The organism is Bacillus massilinigeriensis (assembly GCF_900117315.1).
GTDB lineage: Bacteria > Bacillota > Bacilli > Bacillales > Cytobacillaceae > Bacillus_BE > Bacillus_BE massilionigeriensis.
In genome coordinates this window covers 1,691,960-1,718,066 of sequence record NZ_LT630337.1, presented here as the reverse complement: position 1 = coordinate 1,718,066, position 26,107 = coordinate 1,691,960, and the positions used below count along the sequence as shown (strand labels likewise).

General features: G+C 37.3%; 21 protein-coding genes. 15 read left to right on the top strand and 6 right to left on the bottom strand.

The features are described 5' to 3' along the window. Positions 1–23 precede the first annotated feature (23 nt). The 9 genes from eutC to BQ6100_RS08515 all read left to right on the top strand — a co-directional run bounded on the left by eutC (position 24) and on the right by BQ6100_RS08515 (position 16,181). Positions 24–851 carry an ethanolamine ammonia-lyase subunit EutC gene (gene eutC, locus BQ6100_RS08555; RefSeq protein WP_075983492.1) on the top strand — a complete coding sequence of 276 codons (828 nt, stop codon included), beginning with the start codon at positions 24–26 and terminating at the stop codon, positions 849–851. A gap of 229 nt (positions 852–1,080) precedes the next feature. Beyond that, positions 1,081–1,221, top strand: coding sequence for a hypothetical protein (locus BQ6100_RS21225; protein ID WP_159433140.1), 141 nt, complete (start codon positions 1,081–1,083; stop codon positions 1,219–1,221). A gap of 20 nt (positions 1,222–1,241) precedes the next feature. Continuing rightward, positions 1,242–2,780: an amino acid permease gene (locus BQ6100_RS08550; protein ID WP_075981270.1), complete on the top strand. Its 1,539-nt coding sequence runs from the start codon at positions 1,242–1,244 to the stop codon at positions 2,778–2,780. A gap of 290 nt (positions 2,781–3,070) precedes the next feature. Continuing rightward, positions 3,071–3,514, top strand: coding sequence for a BREX-3 system P-loop-containing protein BrxF (brxF, locus tag BQ6100_RS08545; RefSeq protein WP_075981269.1), 444 nt, complete (start codon positions 3,071–3,073; stop codon positions 3,512–3,514). Between the two features lie 13 nt (positions 3,515–3,527). Continuing rightward, a complete protein-coding gene (locus BQ6100_RS08540) occupies positions 3,528–7,235 on the top strand; it encodes a DUF6079 family protein (protein WP_084780292.1) in 3,708 nt (1,235 codons plus the stop codon). Between the two features lie 16 nt (positions 7,236–7,251). Next, entirely contained in the window at positions 7,252–10,050 is a 2,799-nt protein-coding gene (locus BQ6100_RS08535; RefSeq protein ID WP_075981268.1) for a DNA methyltransferase, read from the top strand. Between the two features lie 60 nt (positions 10,051–10,110). Beyond that, entirely contained in the window at positions 10,111–12,981 is a 2,871-nt protein-coding gene (locus BQ6100_RS08530) for a DNA methyltransferase (protein ID WP_075981267.1), read from the top strand. Positions 12,982–13,503: 522 nt separating this feature from the next. Further along, positions 13,504–15,447 carry a BREX-3 system phosphatase PglZ gene (gene pglZ, locus BQ6100_RS08520; protein WP_075981266.1) on the top strand — a complete coding sequence of 648 codons (1,944 nt, stop codon included), beginning with the start codon at positions 13,504–13,506 and terminating at the stop codon, positions 15,445–15,447. Positions 15,448–15,467: 20 nt separating this feature from the next. Next, entirely contained in the window at positions 15,468–16,181 is a 714-nt protein-coding gene (locus BQ6100_RS08515; protein WP_075981265.1) for a hypothetical protein, read from the top strand. Between the two features lie 48 nt (positions 16,182–16,229). Here BQ6100_RS08515 and BQ6100_RS08510 read toward each other — a convergent pair whose 3' ends face one another. Next, positions 16,230–16,631, bottom strand: coding sequence for a YkvA family protein (locus tag BQ6100_RS08510; protein WP_075981264.1), 402 nt, complete (start codon positions 16,629–16,631; stop codon positions 16,230–16,232). Positions 16,632–16,774: 143 nt separating this feature from the next. Here BQ6100_RS08510 and BQ6100_RS08505 point away from each other — a divergent pair, with 143 nt between their 5' ends. The 3 genes from BQ6100_RS08505 (at position 16,775) to BQ6100_RS08495 (ending at position 19,978) form a co-directional block, all read left to right on the top strand. After that, complete coding sequence (locus BQ6100_RS08505) at positions 16,775–17,776, top strand: LLM class flavin-dependent oxidoreductase (protein ID WP_075981263.1); 1,002 nt, start codon at positions 16,775–16,777, stop codon at positions 17,774–17,776. Between the two features lie 153 nt (positions 17,777–17,929). Further along, positions 17,930–18,778 carry a GNAT family N-acetyltransferase gene (locus BQ6100_RS08500; protein WP_075981262.1) on the top strand — a complete coding sequence of 283 codons (849 nt, stop codon included), beginning with the start codon at positions 17,930–17,932 and terminating at the stop codon, positions 18,776–18,778. 408 nt (positions 18,779–19,186) lie between these two features. Continuing rightward, positions 19,187–19,978, top strand: coding sequence for a histidinol-phosphatase HisJ family protein (locus BQ6100_RS08495; RefSeq protein ID WP_075981261.1), 792 nt, complete (start codon positions 19,187–19,189; stop codon positions 19,976–19,978). 43 nt (positions 19,979–20,021) lie between these two features. On the opposite strand, the gene BQ6100_RS08490 is transcribed toward BQ6100_RS08495, so the two are convergent. From BQ6100_RS08490 to BQ6100_RS08480, 3 genes are read right to left on the bottom strand one after another with little or no spacing between them, the layout of a single operon-like run. Further along, entirely contained in the window at positions 20,022–21,158 is a 1,137-nt protein-coding gene (locus BQ6100_RS08490) for a zinc-dependent alcohol dehydrogenase (RefSeq protein WP_075981260.1), read from the bottom strand. 16 nt (positions 21,159–21,174) lie between these two features. Then, the gene (locus tag BQ6100_RS08485; protein WP_075981259.1) at positions 21,175–21,534 is read right to left on the bottom strand and encodes a spore coat protein; all 360 of its coding nucleotides are present in this window, start codon (positions 21,532–21,534) and stop codon (positions 21,175–21,177) included. 15 nt (positions 21,535–21,549) lie between these two features. Further along, positions 21,550–21,759, bottom strand: a complete 210-nt coding sequence (locus BQ6100_RS08480; protein ID WP_075981258.1) for a spore coat protein — start codon at positions 21,757–21,759, stop codon at positions 21,550–21,552. A gap of 152 nt (positions 21,760–21,911) precedes the next feature. Here BQ6100_RS08480 and BQ6100_RS08475 point away from each other — a divergent pair, with 152 nt between their 5' ends. From BQ6100_RS08475 to BQ6100_RS08465, 3 genes are all read left to right on the top strand, one after another. After that, positions 21,912–22,118, top strand: a complete 207-nt coding sequence (locus tag BQ6100_RS08475) for a hypothetical protein (RefSeq protein ID WP_075981257.1) — start codon at positions 21,912–21,914, stop codon at positions 22,116–22,118. After that, positions 22,115–22,423 (top strand): spore coat protein, encoded by a 309-nt coding sequence (locus BQ6100_RS08470; RefSeq protein WP_075981256.1) that lies wholly within the window; start codon positions 22,115–22,117, stop codon positions 22,421–22,423. Before BQ6100_RS08475 ends, BQ6100_RS08470 begins: the two co-directional genes overlap by 4 nt. Positions 22,424–22,718: 295 nt before the next feature. Continuing rightward, on the top strand, positions 22,719–23,240 hold the full coding sequence (locus BQ6100_RS08465; protein WP_075981255.1) for a methylated-DNA--[protein]-cysteine S-methyltransferase: 522 nt from the start codon (positions 22,719–22,721) through the stop codon (positions 23,238–23,240). A gap of 66 nt (positions 23,241–23,306) precedes the next feature. Here the strand turns inward: BQ6100_RS08465 and BQ6100_RS08460 are convergent, their stop codons facing one another. Both BQ6100_RS08460 and BQ6100_RS08455 read right to left on the bottom strand, forming a co-directional pair. After that, a complete protein-coding gene (locus BQ6100_RS08460) occupies positions 23,307–25,037 on the bottom strand; it encodes a DUF2207 domain-containing protein (protein WP_075981254.1) in 1,731 nt (576 codons plus the stop codon). Positions 25,038–25,164: 127 nt separating this feature from the next. Continuing rightward, positions 25,165–26,103, bottom strand: a complete 939-nt coding sequence (locus tag BQ6100_RS08455; RefSeq protein ID WP_075981253.1) for a DMT family transporter — start codon at positions 26,101–26,103, stop codon at positions 25,165–25,167. Positions 26,104–26,107 lie beyond the last annotated feature (4 nt).

Here is a 26,107-nt window from a genome sequence, read left to right as displayed (position 1 = left end):
TTGAGGTCATTATTCAAAAAGTAATGGAGCAATTAAAAAAGGAACTAAAAACTAGACCAGTGGAAGAAGTGAAGACAGCTAACATCAATATTGAGTCACGAGAAATGACATTCTCAGAAAAATATTGGAAGACAACAGTCCCTTCCCCAGCATATAAGGAGGGAATAAGCGATTTAGTTTCTTCAACCCCGGCACGAATTGGCGTATGGAGAACTGGAACACGACCTTTAACGAAAACGATGTTAAAGCTGCAATTTGATCATGCCGCAGCCATTGATGCCGTAGGCGGTGAGGTATTTGAAAAGTCCTTAGAGGAATTTGACTTATTTACGGTTGAAACCTGTTATCAAAATAAGGAGACCTATTTAAAAAGGCCTGATAAGGGGCGAGTGTTGACAGAGGAAGCGGAAAATATCATAAAGAAACGGTGCCAAATGAGGCCACAAATTCAAATTGTCGTTTCAGACGGTCTAAGTGCCAGTGCTGTAGAAACAAACCTAAAGGATGTTTATCCAGCATTGCTAGATTCATTGGCAGTAAATGATCTTTCATGGGGGACTCCTTTTTTTGTAAAAGGAGGGCGGGTAGCTTGTATGGATCATATTGGGGAAATCCTGCAGCCAGAAGCGCTCGTTCTATTAATTGGTGAACGTCCAGGTCTTGTTTCAGCCAGTTCGATGAGTGCCTATATGTGCTACCGACCAAGAAAGGGGATGATTGAATCAGAACGAACCGTTATATCTAATATCCATCCACAAGGGACACCGCCTGTAGAGGCAGGGGCACATATTGGATCAGTTCTTCGAAAAATGATTGACCAAAAAACAAGTGGGGTAAAGCTCGAATTATAGGGGAATCGCGGATATCTTGTGATAATCGCGGATATATTGGAAAAATCGCGGATAAATCAAAATAATCGCGGATATATTGGAATTTCCGCGGATATATCGAAATAATCGCGGATAAATCAATAAGAAAACATAAATTCCCGCGGAGATTTCAAAAATCCCCCAAAAGATGAATCATTTTTACCCCAAATATTAGATTTAACCAAAACTAAAAAAAAGGTGGGATAAGAAAGTGGAGGTTTTCATTGGGTTTGGTTTAGTGCTTTTCACTCTTATTGTAGGAACCGCCATTGGTGTAAATGCGAACAAAAATGTAAGAGCATTTAAAGAAGAAGATCACGAAATCTTCGTTGGAAATCATACGAAAGAATAACAGCAAGGGGGAGAGATAAGATGAAATCAAAAGATCAACAAATGCTAGAGGATAGAAAACAGCTCAATCGCTATGGTTATGCTCAGGAGCTACTCCGTGATATGGGAGGTTTTTCAAACTTTGCGATCTCATTTTCGATTATTTCCATTTTAACTGGTGCTGTTTCTCTCTATGGACATGGGTTACTATATGGTGGGCCTGGGATGATGGGCTTTGGCTGGACGATTGTTGCCTTTTTTGTACTACTTGTTGCAGCCTCACTCGCTGAACTTGCCTCTGCCATTCCAACTGCAGGGGCATTGTATCACTGGGCAGCAGCCTTAAAAGGAACACGAATAGGCTGGTATACTGCCTGGATTAATTTGATTGGTCAAATTGGAATCGTGGCAGGAATTGATTACTCTTGTGCCTTATTTGCAGATCCACTCCTATCAACTATCTTCTCCTATACCTCTACTGATACGACCACTTTAATTGTATTTGGCGTTATTCTCCTATTACATGGAATCCTTAATCATGTTGGAATCAGAATTGTTGCTAAACTAAATGACTTTTCTGCCTGGTATCATATGATTGTGGTAGCTGTCTTAGTTGTCACTTTAGCGTTTTTTACAAAAAATGGGCTTCAACCGATTGATTATTTATTCAAAATCGGAGAGACTTATTCTGACAAACCTTATTTTCTAGCCTTTTTAATCGGTTTATTGCAGGCGCAATGGACGTTTACAGGGTATGATGCTTCTGCACACACAATCGAAGAAACTGTACATCCAAGGGTTCGTGCACCATGGGGTATTTTCAATTCAGTAGCTTTCTCCTTCGTATTTGGATTTATCATGCTCTCATTTGTAACCTTGTCCATCCATGATGCGAATGGTGCGGTTAATTCAGATAATGCCTTTATTTACGTTATCAGTCAGGCATTGGGTGGAACGTTCGGTAATGTCGTTCTATGGCTTGTTACCTTTGCGATGTTTTTCTGTGGATTATCTTCCATTACATCGTTTTCCCGTATGATGTATGCTTTTTCAAGGGATAAGGGGATGCCATTTAGCAGTCAATGGGCAGAAATCAGCCGTAAATATCGTACTCCTGCAAAAGCGATTTGGCTTGCGGTAATTTTATCTTTTGTCTTGGCTTTAATTGATTATATTACCAAGCTTGTCAATCCTGATGCTGGTTACTCCACCATTGCCTTTTTGACGGCAGTTAGTGTAGTCGGATTATATGTAGCATATGGTATCCCTATTTTTCTCAAGCTCACAGCGGAATCAAAAGGAATCTTCCTACCAAAGCATTATGGGCCTTGGAGCCTGGGGAAATGGAGTAAGCCAATCAATGTGATTAGTCTCATTTGGATTGTGTTTATTTGTATTATGATGGTTGTTCCACCAAATCAAATGGCCGCTTATGCGCTTGCGGGGATGTTCGTCATATTGCTCATCATGGATTTTGGATATTATAAAAATAATTTCAAGGGTCCACAAGCTGCTCTTGAAAAATCAGTCGAGGAAATTAAGCGTTTGGAGGAAGAATTTGATAAAGGGAAATTGAGTTAGAAAATGCTGAGGCTGACATTTTTATTAGATGTCAGCCTTTAATATTTTAGCATCGCTAAGTAATTAGATAATATGTTACCGATAATAACAAAAGTATTGAAAATTTAGCGACATATAGCCGTTTTTTCCTTTAAGAAAGCACCATACCTATATAACCATGCTGGTATGTGGAAATAACCACAAAAAAAACAGTATAATAATACTTATTGAAAGCATCTTTGGTCATTTGAATTCAATAATGTTAAAAATCATGCCTAAACCTACTTAAATAAAGGAGGCATCGTATTATCATGAGTTTACAGCAAATAAAATCAGAAATTGAAACCCTTGATTCAAGGTGGTACAAACTTCTGATTATATGTGGGTTAAAACCTTACCAGGATAAGGATATGGCTAATCAGCTAGATATTCCCTTTATAAATATTAATCTGAAACTGAGCGAAAAACTGAAAGATATCTCCAAAGCAAAATATGCTCTAAAGGTACCAGAAATCCTTCAAAGTATATTAGAACAATATGAAGAGAGCTATTATTGGTTGGGGGATATTGAAATTTTATTCGATAAACAGTTACAACAAAACCCGGTTCGTTTACTAGAGAACCTTGGAAAAAGGTATTCAATCATAGTAACTTGGCCAGGACAATATGCTAACGGGCAATTAACCTATGCAACACCAGAGCACCCAGAATTTTTTTCGTGTCATGAAACAGATGGGAAAATTTTAGAACTGTAGAGGAGGAAAACGGATGTTGCGTTACAATGATTTAATTCAATTTGAACCAGTAGAAACGGTCGTACAACTAAGAGATGCGGATGATTTAGAACGAGCCTTTCATTTACTCGATACATATGTCATTTCAGAGGGAATGGCTGAAAAGCTAGATGAATTTATTCTTGAGCAAATCCAATTTAATCGGACAGTCGATAATAAGGGCCTTTTAATTGTCGGGAATTATGGAACAGGTAAATCTCACTTAATGAGTGTAATTTCAACGATTGCTGAACAACCAGGTTCAAGCAAGTATCTGAAAAACAAACGCGTTGCAGAAAAAGCAAAGGAAATTGAAGGGAAATTTAAAGTAATTCGCACGGAAATCGGCGCAGTTGAAATGAGCTTACGGGATATTATATGTAAAGTCTTACAGGATGGGCTTGAAAAAATAGGGATTGATTATACCTTTCCAGCCGCTTCTGAAGTGACGAACAACAAGGATATGCTCTATGAAATGATGGATTTATTTGATGAAGAATATCCTGAATCAGGGTTATTGTTAGTTGTAGATGAGCTTCTTGATTACCTACGCAGTCGTAAGGAGCAAGAATTGACACTTGACTTAGGCTTTTTACGTGAAGTAGGGGAGGTTTGTGGAAAATCACGGTTCCGGATTATTGCCGGAATCCAGGAAATGCTTTTCGATAATCCTAAGTTTCAATTTGTGGCAGAATCCCTTCGCAGGGTAAAGGAACGCTTTCAGGAGGTTCGAATTGTACGTGAAGATATAGCTTTTGTTGTATCCGAACGATTATTAAAAAAGGATGAGAAGCAAAAAGCTCTTATTAGAGAACACCTGGCAAAATTCACTCCATTGTATCATCGTCTCGGAGAAGATATCGATACCTATGTGGATCTTTATCCAATTCATCCAGCATACTTAGAAACCTTTGAAAAGGTGAACATTGCCGAAAAACGCGTGGTTTTGCAAACCATTAGCCGGGAGATTCGTAATCTTTTAACTGAAAGTGTTCCTGAGGATTCGACAGGAATGATTTCATTTGATCGTTATTGGCAATACATAGAGGCGGATTCATCCTTAAGAAGTAATCCAAACGTGAAGGAAGTCATGGGTAAGGTAGCAACCTTAAAGGATCGCGTTCAAAGTGGATTAAAACGTCCAGCCTATAAACAACCTGCAATTCGTATCGTAAATGCCTTAGCCGTCTACCGACTAGCAACGGATGACATTAATGCTCCAGTAGGCTTAACCTCAGAAGAACTGAGGGATAAGTTGTTTTTAAATGTCGGAATGCTTCTTGATATGGATGACGATGCAGCGGACTTTTTGAAAACAACAATCGAGGCTGTATTAAAAGAAATTTTAACAGCTGTAAGTTTTCAATACATATCGACTAATCAAGAAAACGGCCAATATTATTTGGATGTAAAAAAGGATATCGCCGTCGATGATTTAATTGAAAAGCGTGGAGATGATTTAGTTGAGCATCAATTAGATCGGTACTATTTTGAAATTTTAAAGCAAGCGACAGAGGTCATAAATACTCCTGAATACGTTGGAGGATATAAGATTTGGCTTCATGAAATCCCTTGGAATGATCGAAGAGTAAAAAGACAAGGATATTTATTCTTTGGAGCACCAAATGAGCGCTCAACCGCTCAGCCAGAACGTGATTTCTATATATACATGCTCCAGCCATTTGAAGAACCGAAATTCAAGGATGAACAAAAGGCAGATGAAGTCTTTTTTCGCTTAAAGAAAACGGATAACACCTTTATTCGACTATTAAGGCTGTATGGCGGTGCCCGTGAAATGAGTAATGACGCTGCAGCAACAACGAAAAGACTATACAACGATAAGGCAGATAATTACCGAAAAAGCTTAGTTGGCTGGTTAAAAGAGCATTTTGTCGACGCCTTTGAAATTAAATATCGTGGAAAAACCGGGTCTGTATTTGAATTTGGTATGTTCTTACCAGCGAATGAAACATTGATAAACATTATTGACTCTGTTTCAGAAGGATTATTGAGTCAGTGGTTTGAAGAAAAATATGAATGGTATCCATCCTTCAGGAAACTAGACCGTTCCTACTTAACAAAGGATAACCTCAATACGTATATCAATGATGCTCTATCCTATCTAAACGGAAAGAAAACAAATGCAGGTTTGGCTATTTTAGATGGTCTTGTGCTGCTTGATTCGCAAACGGGCAAATTGAATGTTCGAGGATCAGGCTTTGCAAGATGGGTGATTGAAAAATTAGAAGCGGAAGGTCATGGTCAAGTTTTGAATCAAGATAAGCTTATCGAGACCATTCGAACCGTTCAAGGTACAGAGGATTTACGCTTGACAAAAGAGTTTAAAATGGAGCCAGAATTACTTGTCGTCATCCTTGCAGCTCTCATTCAATCCGGTGAAGTCGTTGTATCAATAGAAAATAAAATATATGAATCAATGAATTTCGACGAATTTATTAAGCTTCCGATAAAATCTTTGACATACTTTAGCTATATTAAAAAGCCAAGTGGCCTACCTATTCCAGTTATTCATGCCATAGTGGATCTTTTCGATATTGGAAAAGGAAATATACATGACCAAAGCTGGCTTGATTTTGCGATTAGCCAAATGATAAGCCAATCTCGTCAATGGATTGAAAGAACGGTCACCATGATCAATGATATTCGATACAAGTTTCAAATATGGGATGGGCCTCTTTTTTCTACCGAAGAAAAGAATGACTTTATTAATAAGCTTGAGAGTTTGAAAACCTTCTTAGAGAGTTTACAGGTATATAATACTCGTGCCAAAATGACCAATCTAAAGTATTCGGTTTCGGATATTGAAACTCAAGAACGACATATAGAGGTCCTTAAAGGTCTAGAATCCTTGCAGCAAAGGATTAATGAGTACACAAAAGTAGCCGATTATTTATCCAAAGCTAAATTAGTCATGAGTTCAAGTAAGGAATGGCTAGAAAAGGTAGATAGTAGACTTGATCGGTTGGCAATAGCCTTAAAAAATCATGAGGATTGTTCGAATGAAATACAGAGTCTAGAACAGTTAAAGGAAGCTTATATTCAAGAATATTTGCATTCACATCAAAAAGCTAGACTGAACGCGACAGATGAAAATAGAAAGAATACTTTGTTGAACGATCATCGTTATAGGGCATTAGTGGATTTATCTTCCAAAATCGAGCTATTACCAAAACAATCCTTAGAGGATTGGAAAAGAAATATTCAATCCCTAAAGAGCTGTTATCAATTGACGAGAGTGCATTTGCAGCATTCGCCAATTTGTCCGCACTGTAAATACAATCCGCGGGAGGAAATGGTACCTCAGCAGCATCAGCTTGAATCCTTAGAGGATCAATTAGGAGAAATGCTGCATACTTGGACAGAAACATTGCTAACAAATCTAGACGAAACTTCGATTCAAGAGAGTATTGCTTTGTTATCAGTAGGACAACAGCAGCTAATTCAAGATTTTATAGCAAAAAGGAGCTTTGATTTACCAATCGATAGTCAATTGCTTGTTACTATCAATGACCTTTTAAAAGGTATTCATAAAGAGTTAATCGATATGGAACAACTCTTTCAAATGATGGGGAATGGAAACCCTGTAACAGTGGATGAAGTACGGAGAAACTTTGATATGTTCATGAATGCAATTGTCGGGAAATCTTCTTCCAACCGAATCCGAATTATGGTGAAGAAGTAAATAGGAGGAGACAGCCTTGAAGGATCAAGAACAATTATCCCTCTTAAGCGGGTATTCTCAAACAGACAACGGACCTGTTGTCTGTTTGGGCATGAAGTTTAAAAACCATGAAGAGCGAAGAGAATATTTTCGTAATGAATTAAGAAACAAACTGCCTGAACTAAGAAATTTAGAAGGATTTCCAATTGGGGAGGATAAAGACATCATCGCCTTATCGGATCCCCCCTACTATACGGCTTGCCCAAACCCTTGGATGAATGATTTCATTAAAGAGTCTGAACGAGATAAAGTAGATATCTTTGGAAGGGATTCCTCAGAAGAGTATCAGCGTGAACCCTTTGCCTCAGATGTAAGTGAAGGAAAAAATGATCCTATTTATTACGCGCATAGTTACCATACAAAAGTTCCCCACAAGGCGATTATGAGATATATGCTCCATTACACAAGTCCAGGAGATATCGTGTTAGACGGGTTTTCAGGGACAGGCATGACTGGGGTTGCCTCCCAATTATGTGGGGATAAAAAGGCGATTACAGAATTAGGACTTTCCGTTGATGAAAATAATCGAATCTATGATCAAAACCAGCAATTAATTTCTCAGGTAGGAAGCAGAAAAGCAATCCTTAATGACTTATCTACTAATGCAAGCTTTATCAGTAAAAATTATAATTTAAACATGAAAAACTTCGATATTGTTGAAAACGAAATGAAGAGAATCATGGATGAGGTTTTTGCTGAATTAAAAAAGTACTATGAAACAGACCATATAGACGATAATGCGCCAAATACAATGGGAACCATCAACTATATTATTTGGAGTGATGTATTTCTCTGCTCAAATTGTCAATCAGAGCTTGTATTTTATGATGTTGCCGTTGATGAAAATAACGGGAAGGTAATGGACCATTTTGCCTGCCCGCATTGCAAGGTCAATTTATCCAAAAGAAATCTGGACCGTGTTTATGAAAGTACCTTTGATAGTAAAGTCAATAAGGTGGTTAACCTTGCCAAACAAGTACCCGTACTAATAAATTATACGATTAATAAGAAAAGGTTTAATAAAAAGCCTGACAAAAGAGATTTAGGCCTTATTGAAGAATTAAACAATAGGCAGTCATCCTATTGGTATCCGACTAACTTAATTCCAAATGGCTATAATACGGCACAGCCAATTAGAAGTCATGGGTTTACGAATGTACATCACTTTTATACGAAGCGGAATCTAATTACATTAGCTGCTTTTTTTGAGAAAATTAATCACTCAAAGCTTTATGCAGAGCTATTGTTTATCCTGTCATCGATTCATATTCACATTAATAAAATGAGGAGATATCAGCCTGTTAAGCCTGGTGGTACACCTGGATTACCTGGGACGTTATTTGTTTCTTCGCTAAATGTTGAGTTATCAATATTCGATGTTTTACCAAGGAAGCTTAGAGATATTAAGAAGGCCTCTTACAATTGCGATTATCTCACGATGATCAGCTGCGGTACTGCTACTTCCTTACCATTGGATGAACAAAGCATTGATTATATTTTCACAGATCCTCCATTTGGTAGTAATTTAATGTACTCAGAGCTTAATTTTGTATGGGAGTCATGGCTGAAGGTCCTAACCAACAATCAGCCTGAAGCGATTGTGAATAATGTGCAAGAAAAGGAATTACAGGACTATCAGCAATTAATGGAAAGGGCTTTTAAAGAATATTACCGAGTTTTAAAACCGGGTCGCTGGATGACAGTGGAGTTCAGTAATTCCCAAGCCAGTGTTTGGAATTCCATTCAAGAAGCGATTCAAAAGGCTGGATTTGTCATTGCTAATGTATCAGCTTTAGATAAGAAGTTCGGAAGCTTTAAGGCAGTTACAACAACAACAGCTGTCAAACAGGATTTAGTTATTTCAGCTTATAAACCAAGACAAGAAGATATTGAAAAAATGAAAAAAGAACAGAATACACAGGATTCAGCATGGACCTTTGTAAATCAACACTTAGAGCAGCTTCCAGTGTTCCTTGGAATCAAAGGAGAGGCTCAAATAATCACAGAGCGAACACCAAGAATTTTATTTGACCGGATGATTGCTTATCATGTACAGAATGGCTTAGCTGTTCCTATTTCATCTGCTGATTTCCAAGCGGGAGTGGCTCAACGCTTTCCTATGCGCGATGGAATGGCTTTCTTAGAAAATCAAGTAGCAGAGTACGATAGGAAGAGAACCCTTGTGAAGGAATTTACCCAAATGAGCTTGTTTGTCTCTGATGAAAGCAGTGCCATTGAGTGGATCCGCCAGCAGCTACTTAAAAAGCCACAGACTCGTCAGGATATCCACCCACAATATATGAAAGAAATCCAGCATATTGCAAAACATGAGATGCTACCTGAACTTGATGATCTCTTGCAGCAAAACTTTTTGCGTTATGATGGGGAAGGGAACGTTCCAGATCAAATCCTCTCTTATTTAAGACGATCCTATAAAGAATTAAGAGGATTAGAGCCAAGTGATCCGACTTTAATGAATAAAGCCATGGGTCGCTGGTATGTTCCAGATCCAAAAAAATTAGCTGACCTTGAAAAGCTTCGGGAAAAATCACTGTTAAGAGAGTTTGATGGGTATTTAGAGGATCTTGAGAAAAACAAAAAGAAGCTCAAACAATTCCGAACGGAAGCCATCCGTGCTGGTTTCAAGAAGGCGTGGAGTGATAAAGAATTTGATAAGATTGTAAAAGTAGGTGAGCGGTTACCTGAAAGTATTATTCAGGAGGATGATAAATTGCTTATGTATTTTGATAATGCTCAAATTCGATTAGGATTGTAAGGTGCTTGTATGTAATATGCATCGTTTAGAGGTGCCTGACACCATTAGGAGGAAATAAACTTGAAAGATCAGGAACAGCTATCCTTTCAAAGCGAATACACTCAAAAAAGCAGTGGTCCAGTCATCTGCTTAGGGATGACTTTTACTACTGAAGAGGAAAGAAGAGAATATTTTCGTCAGGAATTAAGAAACAAACTTCCTGAATTGAAGTCATTTGAAGGTTTTCCTATTGGGGAGGATGAGGATATTATCGCCTTATCAGATCCTCCTTACTATACTGCTTGTCCCAATCCCTGGATTAATGAGTTTATTCAGGAATGGGAAAGGGAAAAAGTGGATAGGGATGAAGGCGATGGTCAAGGGGATTACCATCGTGAACCATTTGTAGGGGATGTTTCTGAAGGGAAAAATGACCCGATTTATAATGTCCATACGTATCACACAAAAGTACCTTATAAGGCGATTATGAGGTATATCCTGCATTATACAAATCCAGGGGATATTGTGTTTGACGGTTTTTCCGGCACAGGAATGACAGGTGTAGCAGGATATATGTGTAATGATGATAAATCCATCCAATCACTTCAATTTAGAATAGATGACAATCATGTAATTAGCCCAATAGACAAGGAAAAATCCTTTTATCATGAGATGCATAAGGGAAAAAGAAATGTCATTATGAATGATTTATCAACTGCAGCCACCTTCATTTCATATAATTACAATACCCCAGTTGATATTGAGAAATATCAACAAATAACCAAGGATGTATTTAATAATGTGAAAAACGAGTTTGGATTTCTATTTCAAACAATTTCTGTTGAAGATGAGAAAGTTGAGAGGGCTCTAACGGATGAACTTCAACCTATTAGTTCCTTGTCTCAACTAAAGGAGTTTTTTGAAAGAAACTCTGAGTTTATGAGTGAAATAAACTACGTTGTTCATAGTGATGTATTTGTATGTCCTGAATGTACCAATGAGGTTATCTATTATGATTCAGCAGTGGACTATGCTCAAAAAACAGTGCTAAAGGATTTTGATTGTCCAAGCTGTGGCGTTAAGATTCAAAAAAGAAAAGCAGAAAAAGCCTGGGCTACAAGGTTTGATCCGTATTTAAACCAGACGGTTAACCAGGCCAAACAAGTACCCGTAAAAATAAATTATTCATGTAATGGAAAACGATATGATAAGAGACCAGGTATTTTTGATATGAAGCTTCTAGATGTAATCAATAATTTAGTAAGTGAATATAAGGTACCAACTAATCCTTTACCAGAAGGATATAATACAAGACAACCGATGGAATCCCATGGTTTAACGAATGTCCACCATTTTTATACGAATCGAAATTTATTGATCACATCTGCATTTTGGCATAGGCTTCCTAATAAAATGAAGTGGTTAGTGACCTCTTTTCTTTCACGAAATCTTACGAAAATGAATCGCTTTGTGATTAATAAGCATAACCCGAACGGAAGAATTAATGGTCCACTCTCTGGAACCTTATACATTCCTAGCCTTGTTGTGGAACAATCCGCTTTTCAATTATATTTAGATAAAATTTTAAATGTTGGCTGGGGTACAGAAGGGAATATTGTTCAAACAGGTAGTACGACTCAATTAAATATTCAATCAAATTCGATTGACTACATTTTCCTTGATCCACCTTTTGGGGCGAATATCATGTATTCCGAAGTGAATTTTATCTGGGAGTCATGGTTAAATGTATTGACGAATAATAAAAATGAAGCGATACAAAATTCAATACAAGAAAAGGGGATAACAGAGTATCGAAATTTAATGTCTCAATGCTTTAAGGAGGCTTACAGAATATTAAAGCCTGGAAAATGGATGACGGTTGAATTTTCGAATACACAAGCAAGTGTATGGAATGCAATTCAAACGGCCCTACAAGAGGCGAAATTTGTTGTTGCCAATGTATCAGTACTTGATAAAAAGCACGGTGGAATCAAAGCGATGACAAATCCAACGAGCGTGAAACAGGATTTAGTTATTTCTGCCTATAAGCCGACAGAAATAATCACCATTAGTGAAAAAATAATCGAAAATCCAGAGGAATTCCTCTGGTCATTTATTGAGAATCATCTTGACTTCTTACCTGTCTTTATTGGGCGCAATGGAGAGGGTGCTTTTATTGCCGAAAGAGATCCTAGAATTCTTTACGACAGAACAATTGCCTATTTTGTCACAAATGGCATCAACATCCCTCTATCTTCTGGAGAATTTCAAGCAAAAATCATTCAAAAATATCCAATAAGAGATGGAATGGTTTTTCTTAATAAACAAGTAGCAGAGTATGATAAAAAGCGTACCTTAGTAAAAGAATTTGTGCAGATGAATCTCTTTGTGTCAGATGAGACGAGCGCCATTGAATGGATTCGCCAGCAATTAATAAAAAAACCGCAGACCCGTCAGGACATTCAACCATTATTTATGAAAGAGATTCAACATATTGCAAAACATGAAATGCTCCCAGAATTGGACGATTTATTGCAGCAAAACTTTTTAATTTACGATGGAGAAGAGCCTGTACCAAATCAAATTATGACCTATTTAAAGAGAACTTATAAAGATATAAGAGGGCTTGAATCCAATCATCCTTCATTAATAGAAAAGGCAATAAATCGTTGGTATGTACCGGATCCAAATAAGCAAGCAGATCTGGAGAAACTCCGTGAAAGATCTCTATTACGTGAATTCGATGGCTATTTAGAGGAGCTTGAAAATAATAAAAAAGATTTAAAACAATTTCGTACAGAAGCGATTCGTGCTGGCTTTAAAAAGGCTTGGAGTAACAAAGAGTTTGACAAAATCGTCAAATTAGGGGAACGCTTACCTGAAGCTGTCATTCAAGAGGATGAAAAATTGTTAATGTATTATGATAATGCTCAAATTCGTCTTGGCTTTTAATAATATTTCACGTTGCCTGATTTCGTTATGGAGTCAGGCTTTTTATCCCGCCTTTACGGGCAGTAAGACCCCCACTTCAAGACTTAGAGAATTCGAAGAAGGTAAGAGGGGGTCAACTGCCCGTAAACGCCCGATCGGTTCAACTAACCATCAGTGGGGGATGAAGTCGACTAGAACCGCCACGTCATGTGGCAACGACACCAGTACATTCTGTTCGTAGAAAAACCCCCACAGATGGAAGTTTCACTTTATCTCATTGATGTATAATACATGTATAGAATCTGAAAAAATTCTTTTTTTAATTTAGGGTGAACATAATGACAAATTGGAGAGCAGAGGTAACAAAGCTATTTGATTATCAACAGGATTCTTTTTTTCTAGTAAACGATTCCGATTATCTGTTAAACNGTACATTCTGTTCGTAGAAAAACCCCCACAGATGGAAGTTTCACTTTATCTCATTGATGTATAATACATGTATAGAATCTGAAAAAATTCTTTTTTTAATTTAGGGTGAACATAATGACAAATTGGAGAGCAGAGGTAACAAAGCTATTTGATTATCAACAGGATTCTTTTTTTCTAGTAAACGATTCCGATTATCTGTTAAACGATGAAGAAATATTAAAGTTTTTTGATCAACATGGCTTTCAAGTTATTCGCTTTGAAGATAGCATTTCCTTTCGATATTATTACGAATCCCAGTATCGTTATCTATTAGAAAATAATGAAGTGAAAATCATCTTGTATTCTAATGAGAGTGATTCAGATATATTTCCATATGATTTTCTGTCAAAGGGTCAATCCATCTATTTAAGCATAAATCAGATATTCCCAAGATTTTCACCAACAATCATAAAACAGCTTGATAAGGAAGATTTAGATGTATTATATTCCGTTCAAAATCAGTTTCAGGGAACAACCTCTGATAAGGACACGACGGAATTTATTCTTAAATCTGTCTTTAAGATTGCCCACGAATTAATTGACTCCAATGTAGATTTGTATAAGTTACTTTTTACTATGCATTATGGAAAAAAAGATATACCTTTATCGTTTAGAGAATACTTAATTAATCAATTATTGAATAAACCGGGTTTGACAGGAATGGTCTTTGCTGATTTAATTCGTTCCACTCAATACTTTTATCAGCATATTGATAAGGAGTGGGAGCGATTTGTTAAGGAATTAGAGTCTAATAATGAAAATATCCCGATTGAGGAGACACAAATTTATAAAAGTCACCCATTTGCAAATTCGGATATTCGCCGCTTAATGAATGATCTATTTATAGAAGGGGTTCTTCATAAAATAAAGGTTGGCAAGAATATTGATTATCCTTCATGGATGAAATTTGGAATAGAATATGATAAAGGTGAATTTTCAAAAGAAGTTATTGAATCATTACAAAATAGAATTTTAGAACGGTTGCAAAAGGTTTCTCGCTATAAGGATTGGATAGCAATTATGGATAACCTCGGGGAATACAAATCCCTTGCATTGCAAACCAAACAGGATAATTATTTAAAGGATGCAAGCCAGCTTTCACAAACAGTCAATGAGAAATTTGAGCATTGGATGATTAATAATTATCATTCTTTAGCTAGTTTACCACCTTTTCCTAAACCAAAGATGGTCCACCAGATCGTCCATAATCTAGCTTCTTCAGGAAGAGATGATCAACTCGACAAGATTGCTTTAATTGTAATGGATGGAATGAGCTTCACTCAATGGAAGGTAATAAAACAATATCTCTCACGTAGTGGGCTTCATTTCGAGGAAAATGGAGTTTTTGCTTGGGTGCCCACCTTAACTTCGATTTCCAGGCAGTCGATTTTTTCTGGACAAATTCCAGTTATGTTTTCTGATTTTATTCGTACAACTGTAAAGGAGGAAAACCATTGGAAGTTATTTTGGGGGGATCACGGCTATTTAAAGCAATATGTTCAATATCAAAAAGGATTAGGGAAAGAGAATTATCGCAAAGAACAAATTTCTGCCTTTAAACGACCAAATATTAGGATATATGGAGCAGTCGTCGATGTGATTGATGGATTTGTTCATGGGGCATCCCAAGGTGAGAAAAGTATAATGGCAGAGTTGGAAATTTGGTTGAAAACGAATTATCTACAATACTTATTAAGTGATTTATTGAAAGCAAAATATACCGTATATATGACCTCAGATCATGGCAACACAGAGAGTGTAGGAATTGGACGAATTTCGGAGGGTGTTTTGGTCAATCAAAAAGGGGAGAGGGTACGAGTTTATACAGATAAGAGAATTTACGAGGATTCAGCTAAAGAAATTGATTCCATTTCGTGGAGTCGTGTGGGATTGCCTGAGGATTACCATGTCCTGCTTGCGAAATATGGACAAGCTTTTGTTAACCAAAATGAGCGAATTGTTAGTCATGGTGGAATCAGCATGGAGGAAGTAATCGTGCCATTTATTAAGGTAACCTAAAGGTGTTGAGGAGGATGAATATGGTAAAACCTGTTGGCTTTGATCAAAAGGTGATGCTTCACCATCTGGATTGTGCGGCAAATGAAACTAGAAAGCTGACAAGAAAGGAAATGTATGAAGCTCTAGATTTCTATTTAAGGGATGACATAAAAGGGGCAAAATCCAGAAAAAATGCAATTACGATGTTAATGAAAATTTGGTACCTCATACAGGATGATCAAATGGAACTTCGAAACCGTGTGTTAAAAGAATTTCCAGAATACAGTCGTGAGGAGCGATTATTACTTCATTGGGGGATGACCCTACTTGCCTACCCATTCTTTAAAGATGTTGTCCTGGAGATGGGAAAACTGTTCAGACTACAGGATGAGGTACCGAGTATGGTAGTTGGAAAAAAAATTAAGGAGCTATATGGGGATCGCCGCCGAGTAGAAGTAGCGACAAGTGCTGTTCTTATGAGTATTCGGCAATGGGGAGCAGTGGAGATGCTAAAGAATCGCTCATATCAGCTTCCAAGAAAGGTTCAAATTACAAACCCTGATTTGATTCCTTTTATTGCTGAAATAGTGTTGAGAACGTCTGAAGTCCATGCTATACCGTTGGAGCTCATACATAATCATCCCTTATTCTTTCCATTTGGATTTGACGTGAGTGCAACAGCTCTAAAAAACAGCCCCGCTCTTAGAGTCGATCGTCAAGGGGTAGAAATGCTGACCGTAGAACTCTCTTCATAAGTAATGGTGCCTGGGTGGGTGACAGGCACCATCCATAATATGGGAATTTTATCCTTGGTTATTTGTTTCCTTCCAAACCTTAAATTTTTCCAGGTCGCCGGATATTTGTTTGATGGCGAAGCCTATTACTGCTGCATCATCAAGTAATCCTAAACCGGCGATAAAGTCAGGAACGAGGTCTACGGGAGAAACAAAGTAGATGATGGTTGCTATAATCATGATAATTGAACCTTTGGGAATTTCCTTGTACTCACCCTTTATCCAGGCTCGGAATATTTCAAATAGGAGCTGAAGCTTTTCCCACACCTCGCCTAATGCTGATTTTTTATCCTTTGCCTTTCCCATTGCTTTTTTTAGTAGGTCATCTGCTTTTTCTTTGTCATCCATGTACTCCTTTGCCTTTGACTCGTATTTTTTGTAGCCTTGTTCAAAATTCTCCTTATCCTTCATTTCATAAGCCCCCTCAAATATTAGTTATTACATAAATAGATAATATCATTCCTTTTTGAAAAGCAATAAATTTTGTTTCTTATATATTGATTGTTACTATAATATTAAAACCTAAAAACAATTTTTAGAAAGGATATGTGCAAATGGTAAATATTCAAATACCAGTGTCAGTTTTAAATCTTGTCCCTATTCGAGAAGGGGAGGGCACCTCTGAAGCAATTGATGCGATGGTTGAATTAGCACAAGCTACGGAAAAAATGGGCTATAAGAGATATTGGATTGCAGAGCATCATAATACAAAAACACTTGTGAGCTCTGCAACATCCATTTTGATTAAACATACTTTAGAGCATACAGAGCATATTCGAGTTGGGTCAGGTGGGGTGATGCTGCCAAACCATGCCCCACTAGTCGTTGCTGAACAATTTGGAACGATGGAAACAATCTATCCCAATCGATTAGATTTAGGACTGGGGCGTGCTCCTGGCACAGATATGATGACAGCTAGTGCACTTAGAAGGTCTAAACATGAAACCGTTTATACATTTCCAGAGGATGTAGAAACCCTACTAACCTATTTTGGGCCAGAGGACCAACAGGGGTATGTGAAAGCCCATCCAGGAGTGGGTACTAATATTCCAATTTATATTCTTGGGTCTTCAACTGACTCTGCCTATTTAGCAGCAAAATTAGGCTTGCCGTATGTTTTTGCTTCACATTTTGCTCCAACGCATATGGAGGAAGCCATTGCGATATATCGTGCACGTTTTCAGCCTTCCAAATATCTAAGTTCACCCTACATGATGGTATGTTTAAATGTTATTGCAGCTGAAAGTAATGAAGAGGCAGAATTCGAATCGACAACCATGCAGCAATTTTTCCTAAATGTTGTTCGTGGAACACAAACCAAGCTTCAGGCTCCTGTTGAGAATATGGATCTTATCTGGACTCCAGCAGAAAAGGGAATGGCTTCTTCAATGACTAGAATGATCTTTATGGGAGATAAAGAATCCATTCGGAACCAATTAATCAGCTTTCAGGAGAAATATCATGTGGATGAGATTATGGCTGTTTCTTATATTTTTGACAAGGCTAAACAAAGACGGTCATTTGAGATATTAAAAGAAGTGGTGGAGGGGAGATAAAAGGGATCCTCTGTCTATCCCTCCCTCCAAGGGGAATTTGTTTACCTAATTGGGAAGATTATTATAAAATATATAAGAACCATTTTATTCCTTAATTAGGAATATTTTTCTTTCTTTGGTTTGAATAATTTTCATAGAAATGAGGGTAAATTGATGATTATTAAGAGATTAACTGAATGCTCGATTGACACAATGGTTGAAGCATGGAATAAGGGGTTTGAGGGTTACTTTGTTCCAATGAATATGACTCCTGATACCTTTTTGAACCGACTTGTTTCAGAAGGATTGTCCCCCGAATTATCATTAGTTGCATTTGCAAAAGAAGAACCTGTTGGTATAGTATTAAATGGCTTTCGAACGGTAAATGGAAAAAAGACTGCATGGAATGGCGGGACGGGGGTCTCTCCGAATTTCCGCGGGAAGGGAGTCTCAAAACTTCTAATGGAGGAAAATCTAAGACTCTATGAAAATGAAAATGTCGAGATAGCCACTCTTGAGGCAATTAAGGAGAATGAAAGGGCCATTCGACTTTATCAAAAAAATCATTACAAAATTAGCGATGAATTGTTGTTCTTAAATGGAAATATTCAACTTGAGCCTGCGGATTCAGATGTGATCAAGTCCGTGTCTGTTCGGCCAGAGCTCCTTCCTCATTATTCTTTCTATAAAGAGGATGCCCCATGGCAATGTCAATGGCAAAGTTTATCTAAGGGTGAAGCAAAGATCTTTTACGGTAATAATAATTTACCAGTAGGATACGCTTTATATCGAAGAGTTTGGAATATGGATGGACAGTTAAATCAGGTATTATTATATCAATTAGAAATTCTTGAGGAATCCCATCTAGATTACTTACCATTCATTTTTTCGCAGATTTCCGATGGGGAAGTGGTCGATTTCCGAACGATTAACTTCTCATCAATAAACCCAGTGACGAAATATTTGCTTGAAAATGGATTTAAGATTAGTACTGAACAGGTCCAGATGATTAGAATAATGTAATAATAATAAATTCATTCTCACCATTATGGCAAATATCGTTTATATTGATTGATGAACTAAATACATAACACATTTATATTGGCTTGGTTCATTGGATTTTATCCATTGAGACCAAGCCAATTACTATTTTATTAGATTTGATACAAGGCTCGACAATTTCATATAAATCCAAATCCATCTAACCCTAGGAACACCCCCCTTATATTGCATTTTTTACCTGAGAATATGTGAATAGTTTGTATACATTTAAAATCTCTCCTTTAAGTCGTTCGGTCATTCTTATATAATCAAAAGGATGTCTTCTATTATGAGAATAAAATTTCATCAAGGAGATGGGTTCGGCTTCAATTTCAAAAAATATAAGCTTGGAAACTGTTGAAACTTAAAATCGAGGAGGATAATACATAAATGTATTTAATGGACTATCATCATCACACAAATTATTCCCATGATTCTAATGCCATAATGGAGGATGTGTGTAAGAACGCAATTGAGAGAGGGATTAAGGAGATTTGTTTTACAGAGCATTTTTCTTTGAACCCATTGGTGAACACCTATGATTATTTGGATTTTGGCCAATATCTAAAGAATATTAAGGAGTGCCAAATCCAATTCGGACACCAATTAATCATAAAAGCTGGCGTAGAAATTTGTGAACCGCATCAGCTAGTTGAAGAATATCGAAATCTACTAGACCCACTGAAACTGGATTTTATTTTAGGATCGGTCCACAATATTGAAAACAATAAACTTAGAATTTTTATGGAAAATAAAGAGAAGGAAGAGGTTTACCGAGGCTATTTTACAGAGTTATATGAGATGGTTAGTCTAGCAGAAATTGATGTGATTGCCCATTTAGACCTAATGAAGCGCTATGCATTATCTTCCTATGGAAACTATGAATTTATCGATTATAAAGATTTGCTGCAAGCGATATTAAAAAAAGCAATCGATCGTCATATCGGCATCGAGATTAACACATCAGGCCTAAGAGGAGAATTGAACGAGACTCTCCCAACCTTTTCTATACTTAAGTTATATAAAGAGCTTGGTGGCGAGATTTTAACGATTGGGTCTGATTCCCATGAGGCTGAAAATGTAGGGGCTGGGTTAATCGAAGCCTATCAAATGGCAAAAGAGGCGGGATTTAAATATATTTTTCATTTTGAAAAAAGGCAGCCAATCGCAGTAGCTCTTTAGAGTTAATTGGGAAGGCGGGACAGGGGTTCTGTCTCGTGTCCCGCTATGGCTTTAAGACTACCTTAATGCAGCCTTCTGTTTTTGTATCAAATACCTCGTATCCTTGCTTTGCTTGATCAAGAGGTATGACATGTGTAATAATATCCCCCATATCAACCTTTCCCTCATTTGCTAGCTGATAAAGATAAGGCATATAAGGGATGACCGGTGCTTGTCCTGTTTTTATATCTACATTTCTTTGAAAGATATCCCCAAGAGGAAAGGCATTATACCTACCTCCATAGGCACCTGTTACTTGAATGGTCCCACCTTTTCTTACTGCCTGTGTGGCCATCACCAATGCCCCCATGGAACCTCCCTGAAGCTTCATACCTGTAGCAAGAAACTCAAGTGGTGTAAACTTTCCATCCATTCCAACGCAATCAATAATTATATCAGCTCCACCTTGGGTCAATTCTTTCAAATATTCGCCTGTGTTCTCATGTTGTTCAAAATTGATAATTTCTACCTTATTCGTCTGTTTGGCATGCTGGAGGCGATAATCAATATAATCTACCGCAATCACACGTTTTGCGCCCTTTAACCAAGCAAATTTCTGTGCTAACAAGCCAATCGGCCCACAACCTAGGATAACAACCGTGTCTCCTTCCTTAACTCCTGCGTGGTCTACACTCCAATAAGAGGTTGTAGCAGCATCAGCAATCAATACAAGTTTTTCATCCTCTACCTGACAATCCTCTGGAATAACAAAGGGAGTAAAATTCCCAAAAGGAACTCTCAAAAACTCCGCCTGGCCTCCAGCAATTCCACCGGTTAATTCTGAATAACCGAAGAATCCCCCCATCTCGCCATGAGGATTGGAGTTATCACATTGACTTGTTAAATCGTGAGAACAATACCAGCAATGCCCGCAAGCTGCTTGAAACGGAATAATTACTCGATCCCCTTTTTTCACCTTCGTTACATCTGGACCTATTTCCTCGACAATTCCTAGCGGTTCGTGACCAATCACATAATCTGTAGGGAAGTTAGGAATCATCCCATGTATTAAATGTAAATCAGAACCACAAATAGCAGAAGTGGTAACTTTAACGATAATATCATCTCTATTTTTTATTTCCGGATCTTTTACTTCTCTCACTTCAACATTTTTGATCCCTTGGTATGTTACAGCTTTCATGAATTGTATCTCTCCTTTATTTATTCGGGGTTGCAAACATACCTAATCGGTCAGTATCTTGAGGAAACAATTTCATTTGAGCAATTTGAACAGCCGTTTCTGCTGATTTCAAATCAACTTTATATTGTTCCTTAAAATTAGTAGGATTTAGCCACCCTTTTTCAATCATGAAATCAGAGATTTCTCCATGCAAATCAATCGCTGCTTCCATTTGCTTCAATAATATATTCCGTAGTTCCGGGCTTGCAGTCTCAGTTATTGCAAATCCATAGTTTCGAATACCATTTTTTACTGATAAGAGAAAATCCATAGCAAATGCTGAATCAGCTAAATGAGGCATTCCTTCTGCATTCCTAGGATCTAAGTAATCCTGCATTTTATCACCTCAATTTTAATGAAGTACTTCGCTTTTCTTGTAGTAACCAATTAATTCGTTTATATCCTTAATGGATTGTTGAACATCTTTTTCCATCAAAGCTTTCAACTCGTTATTAAAGCAAACCCCTTGCATAAACTTTGACTTGAGTAAGCAAACGGTTTTATAATTTAGGATTTCGTGTGTTTCGAGTGTTTCATGAATTCCTAGTGTTTCTTTTTCCATTTGAACGCCTCCAATTTTGAATAGACAAAGCTATTTTCCCCAATTAAGTAGAAATATTATTCCAAAAGGAGAAATCAATGTAACTCAACATGCATAAACAGGTTGAAACAATGAAAACTAACAATGAAAATGGATGAGGATGGAGTGAGATAATGATAAAGTATTTAGGTTTTCATGAAACGTTGGAAGTACATGAATTAATCACAGCAAAAAATCTTTCGTTAACCAAATCCGCCACGATGAGTAAGTTAGCCCAGGATCCTGAGCTGAAATCCATCCTAGAAGAGGAGGTAACCAAAGCAACAAACCATATTCAACAATTGCAAAATTTCATAACGAATAGGGAGGAGCAGCAATGAATCAACTTATACAAAATATGATGGGCATGGGAGGGATGACAGACCAAGTAATTGCAACAGATTTCCTTATATCTTCAAAAGCAACCGTGAGAAATTATGCCCTAGCGATTACTGAGGCTGGTACTCCGGAACTTAGGTTAACCCTGAAGGAACAGTTAAGGGATGCTGTTCGGTCACACGAGAGGATTACGAATTTTATGATTGCAAAAGGCTATTATCAGCCACATGAATTAAAGGGACAGTTGTTAGTCGATTTAAGGGCCTCAGATACAGCGGTCAATCTTGCACAGAATTTGGGGGACTAATTCTATTCAATGAATGAATCAAAAACAAAAAGAGCTGTCATCTTACAGCTCTTTTTGTTTTTGAGGAAAAATGATTCATTCTATTGGCAAAGAATTGAGAAATCAGGTCCGTTTTTACATGTAGTCCATTTTCTCGTATTTCAGTATTACTTTATCAAATAATTTCCTGTACTATGTATTTAGGAATCATTCACCTGTCATATTTTGATGTGAACGTTCTTTTGGAATGCTGGTATCAATGGTACTATATCGAAAGGCAATGTATATAAAAAGAATTACGTGGAGGAAGGCTGAAATGGAACCCAATAATCATCCTGTTATTCATTGGACTTTATTAAAATATAAGGATTGGGAAATAACTGTAGCTTCAACCTCAAAGGGGCTATGTTATGTCGGTTCATTAAACAAATCAATCGAAGAGTTAACTGAATGGGCTAATAAACGTTATCCTAAGAGGATTCTTGTAGAGGATAGCGAGACATTAAAGATCTATGTCGATGAAATTATTGAGTATTTGGAGGGGAAACGGAAAATCTTCTCTGTTCCAATGGATTTTGATGGGACTTCCTTTCAGCTAGCTGTTTGGAATGCCCTTTGTGAGATTCCCTATGGAGAGACAAAATCTTACTCTGACATAGCTGATATGATTCATAAGCCAGCCGCGGTTCGTGCGGTTGGAACAGCCATTGGAGCAAATCCAGTTTTAATCGCTGTTCCTTGTCACAGGGTAGTAGGAAAGAATGGAAGGTTAACTGGGTATCGTGGCGGACTAGATATGAAAAAACAGCTTTTGGAACTCGAGGGTATTTCAATGTAATAAGGAAATAGCAAGCAAATGGCTTTTGTCTTTAGCTCATTTGCTTGCTATTTTTATGCTAGTACCTTAGAAGGCTCCAGAGCCACCCCCGCCGCCTCCTACACCTCCACCGGTAGAAGAGGAGGTGGAGCTGCTTACAGTTGCTTCTGTAGTTTTATGAGCGGAATGGAAGTTAATAGATGCCAAAGGACCAATCAGAAGCATGGTATTTACATTCACGGTTGATGAATCCCAATGATAATCCTTTTGTTTTGGTTGGCTGTTAGGCCGTTTGAAAGACTGAATTAGTTCTTCATTTTTCTTCATTATCTTTTTATCTTGAATACCAATTCCATAAATATAGGCACGCATTTGGTCATCATTGGATAATGTTTCCCAATCCTTGGTTGAAATTCCTTTGATACGTTCTTTCATTAGCTGCCATTCATGGATGATCATTAATCCTTTTGAATTTTTGGGGTTATAGAATATTGCTATACCTAAATAGATCATACTTAAAACAAGGGAAGCAAATAACCAGCCAAGTAAATCATTCAAAAGGAAAGGGATAACAAAAGTAAATAATAGAATACTTGTGATGGCAAAAGACCATCGGAGCTTCTGGTTATTTTCATGTAAACCTTTTTCCTTCACTTCATTCATAATGGCTTGTTGCCATTTTGTAATGGCCGATTGGTATTTTTCGTGATTCTTTTTTCTTTTTGTGTATTCCTTTAAATTCTCAAAGGTAAATTCCCCATTGGAACCAATTTCTTCAAACAGGAAGGTAATTAATATTTTTTCATGCTTAAGGATATTGGAAGGATAGTTTATTAATTTAAAATGATTCTCCTCTGCTTTCAACACATAGCCCTTTCTAACTAAATCCATCAGGGCGGCTGCGACTGCTTCAGAAGGAATTTGTCCAGCTGTAAAATAAATGGTTGCTGGAATACTTAATGCTTCCTTTGGAACGAAAAAGGATTGTTCTGATCTTCTTTCCACATCGAGCTTCTTTAGTCGAGCTCTCATGATGCTTCCAATAAGAAAGAGTAAGATAATTATTGAAAAAATCGGAATGATGACTAAGGCGATTTTGGAAAATAACTCCTGCCTTTCAGCCTTAGCATCAGCTTCTTGGTAGAGGACTTGTTTATCTTTTATTATTTCTTTCTTCATGGGTTTATCTGTCACTATACTCGCAGATGGAAAAATGGCTGCATCATAGGCTACTCGAATATCGCCATTTGTCTCTGAAGGAACCTCGCCTAGTTGAAAAAGAACAGACCCATCTGTATATATTTTTTCTTTATCAAAAGCTTCATCGTAACCAAAAGCTATGACCTCTTTTGTCTCTTTTGGTGGATGAACAACGATATTCATTTTCTCATAGGTGGACTCATTACGCTCATCAAAAAATGGCCAATAAAACTCTCCTACATCTGAATATACGTCGACACCGTTTTTGATAAAATAAGAAATGTCGACGGTGATGGATTCGTCATCACCTTTTCGATAAATCTTGTATAGATCCTCCTCTCTCTTTACCTTTAGCTGTTTGCCATTTTCAGTTGCTTTCAGATTAATAATACTAGTACCCTCTTTTGGAACAATCTCTCTTGTAATTCCATTAAACTCTCCATCAAAGGAATAGGTATGGGATTCATTTACCTTTACCTGTCCATTTTCCTGTAGATATGCATCGATTTTCACCTTTGTAATAGAAAAATCAACGGCAAATCCAACACTAGGAAAAAGGAACGAAACAGCTAAAACACTCATGAAAATAGTTAAAATTATTTTTCTTCTCCAATTCATGATGAACACCTGCCTTGTTTATCTATACGTAGAACAGGGGTAAGAGTTTCAATAAGTAATCCACTTATATATATTATCTTAGCATAATTTGTTTAAAGAGAAGATTTCTAGTATTTTTAAAGGTAATTTAGCTAATGGTAAGCTCTTTCTTTTCTGAAGTGGAAGGAGATTCCTTATTTACTGCTAATAAAAGTAGCATTCCAATAATACAAGCCGTACCAATCCATTGAGAATAACCAAAAGGTTCTTTTAACCAAATGACCGTTGTAATGACGGATGAAAGAGGCTCTAAGCTTGCTAAAAGACTCGTTTCTTTAGGTGAAAGACTTTGTAGGCTCTCAATATAAAACCAAAAGGCAAGCATGGTACCGAAAATAATGACGAAGAATAAGTATAAATACACTTCGGTTGAGAAGCTTGCAAGTTTTATTTGCCAAGGGGGATGGACAAAGCTTAAACCAGTACCTCCAATGAGCATAGCCCACCCAACAATAACGATAGAATCGTAATTCTTCAGCAAAGGTACAGCGTATAAGGTATAAAATGCTAAGGCAACTCCAGATAAAATCCCCCAAATAATTGCGCCGGTCGGAACAGAGAGCTGGGAAATAGAGCCGTTTGTTAATAAGAAAAAACAGCCAACTAAAGCAAGAGATACTGTTATTAAATCTTGTCGTGTAAAAACAGATTTTTTCCTCAATACCAGGTAGATAATAATCATGACGGGAGCTAAATATTGTAATAGAGTTGCAACAGCCGCATTTCCGAGGTTGATGGCAACCATGTATGTGTATTGAACTGAAAGCATACCGACAAGGCCAAAGATGAAAAGATGAATCGCTGTCTTATAATTCTTCCAAACTCCTATTATTTGCGAACGATCTTTAATAAAGAACTGGACGGATAACAGCAATACACCTGCTAGAAGTAATCGAGTCGTAACAAGCCAATTCACATGAATTCCATATTCCTGAAAGAGCTTTTGCGCAACTGTCCCACCAACACCCCAAAAGATAGCCCCTGTCGTAACGAGCATGAATCCTGTTTTTCTATTAGATTTGTTCATATTA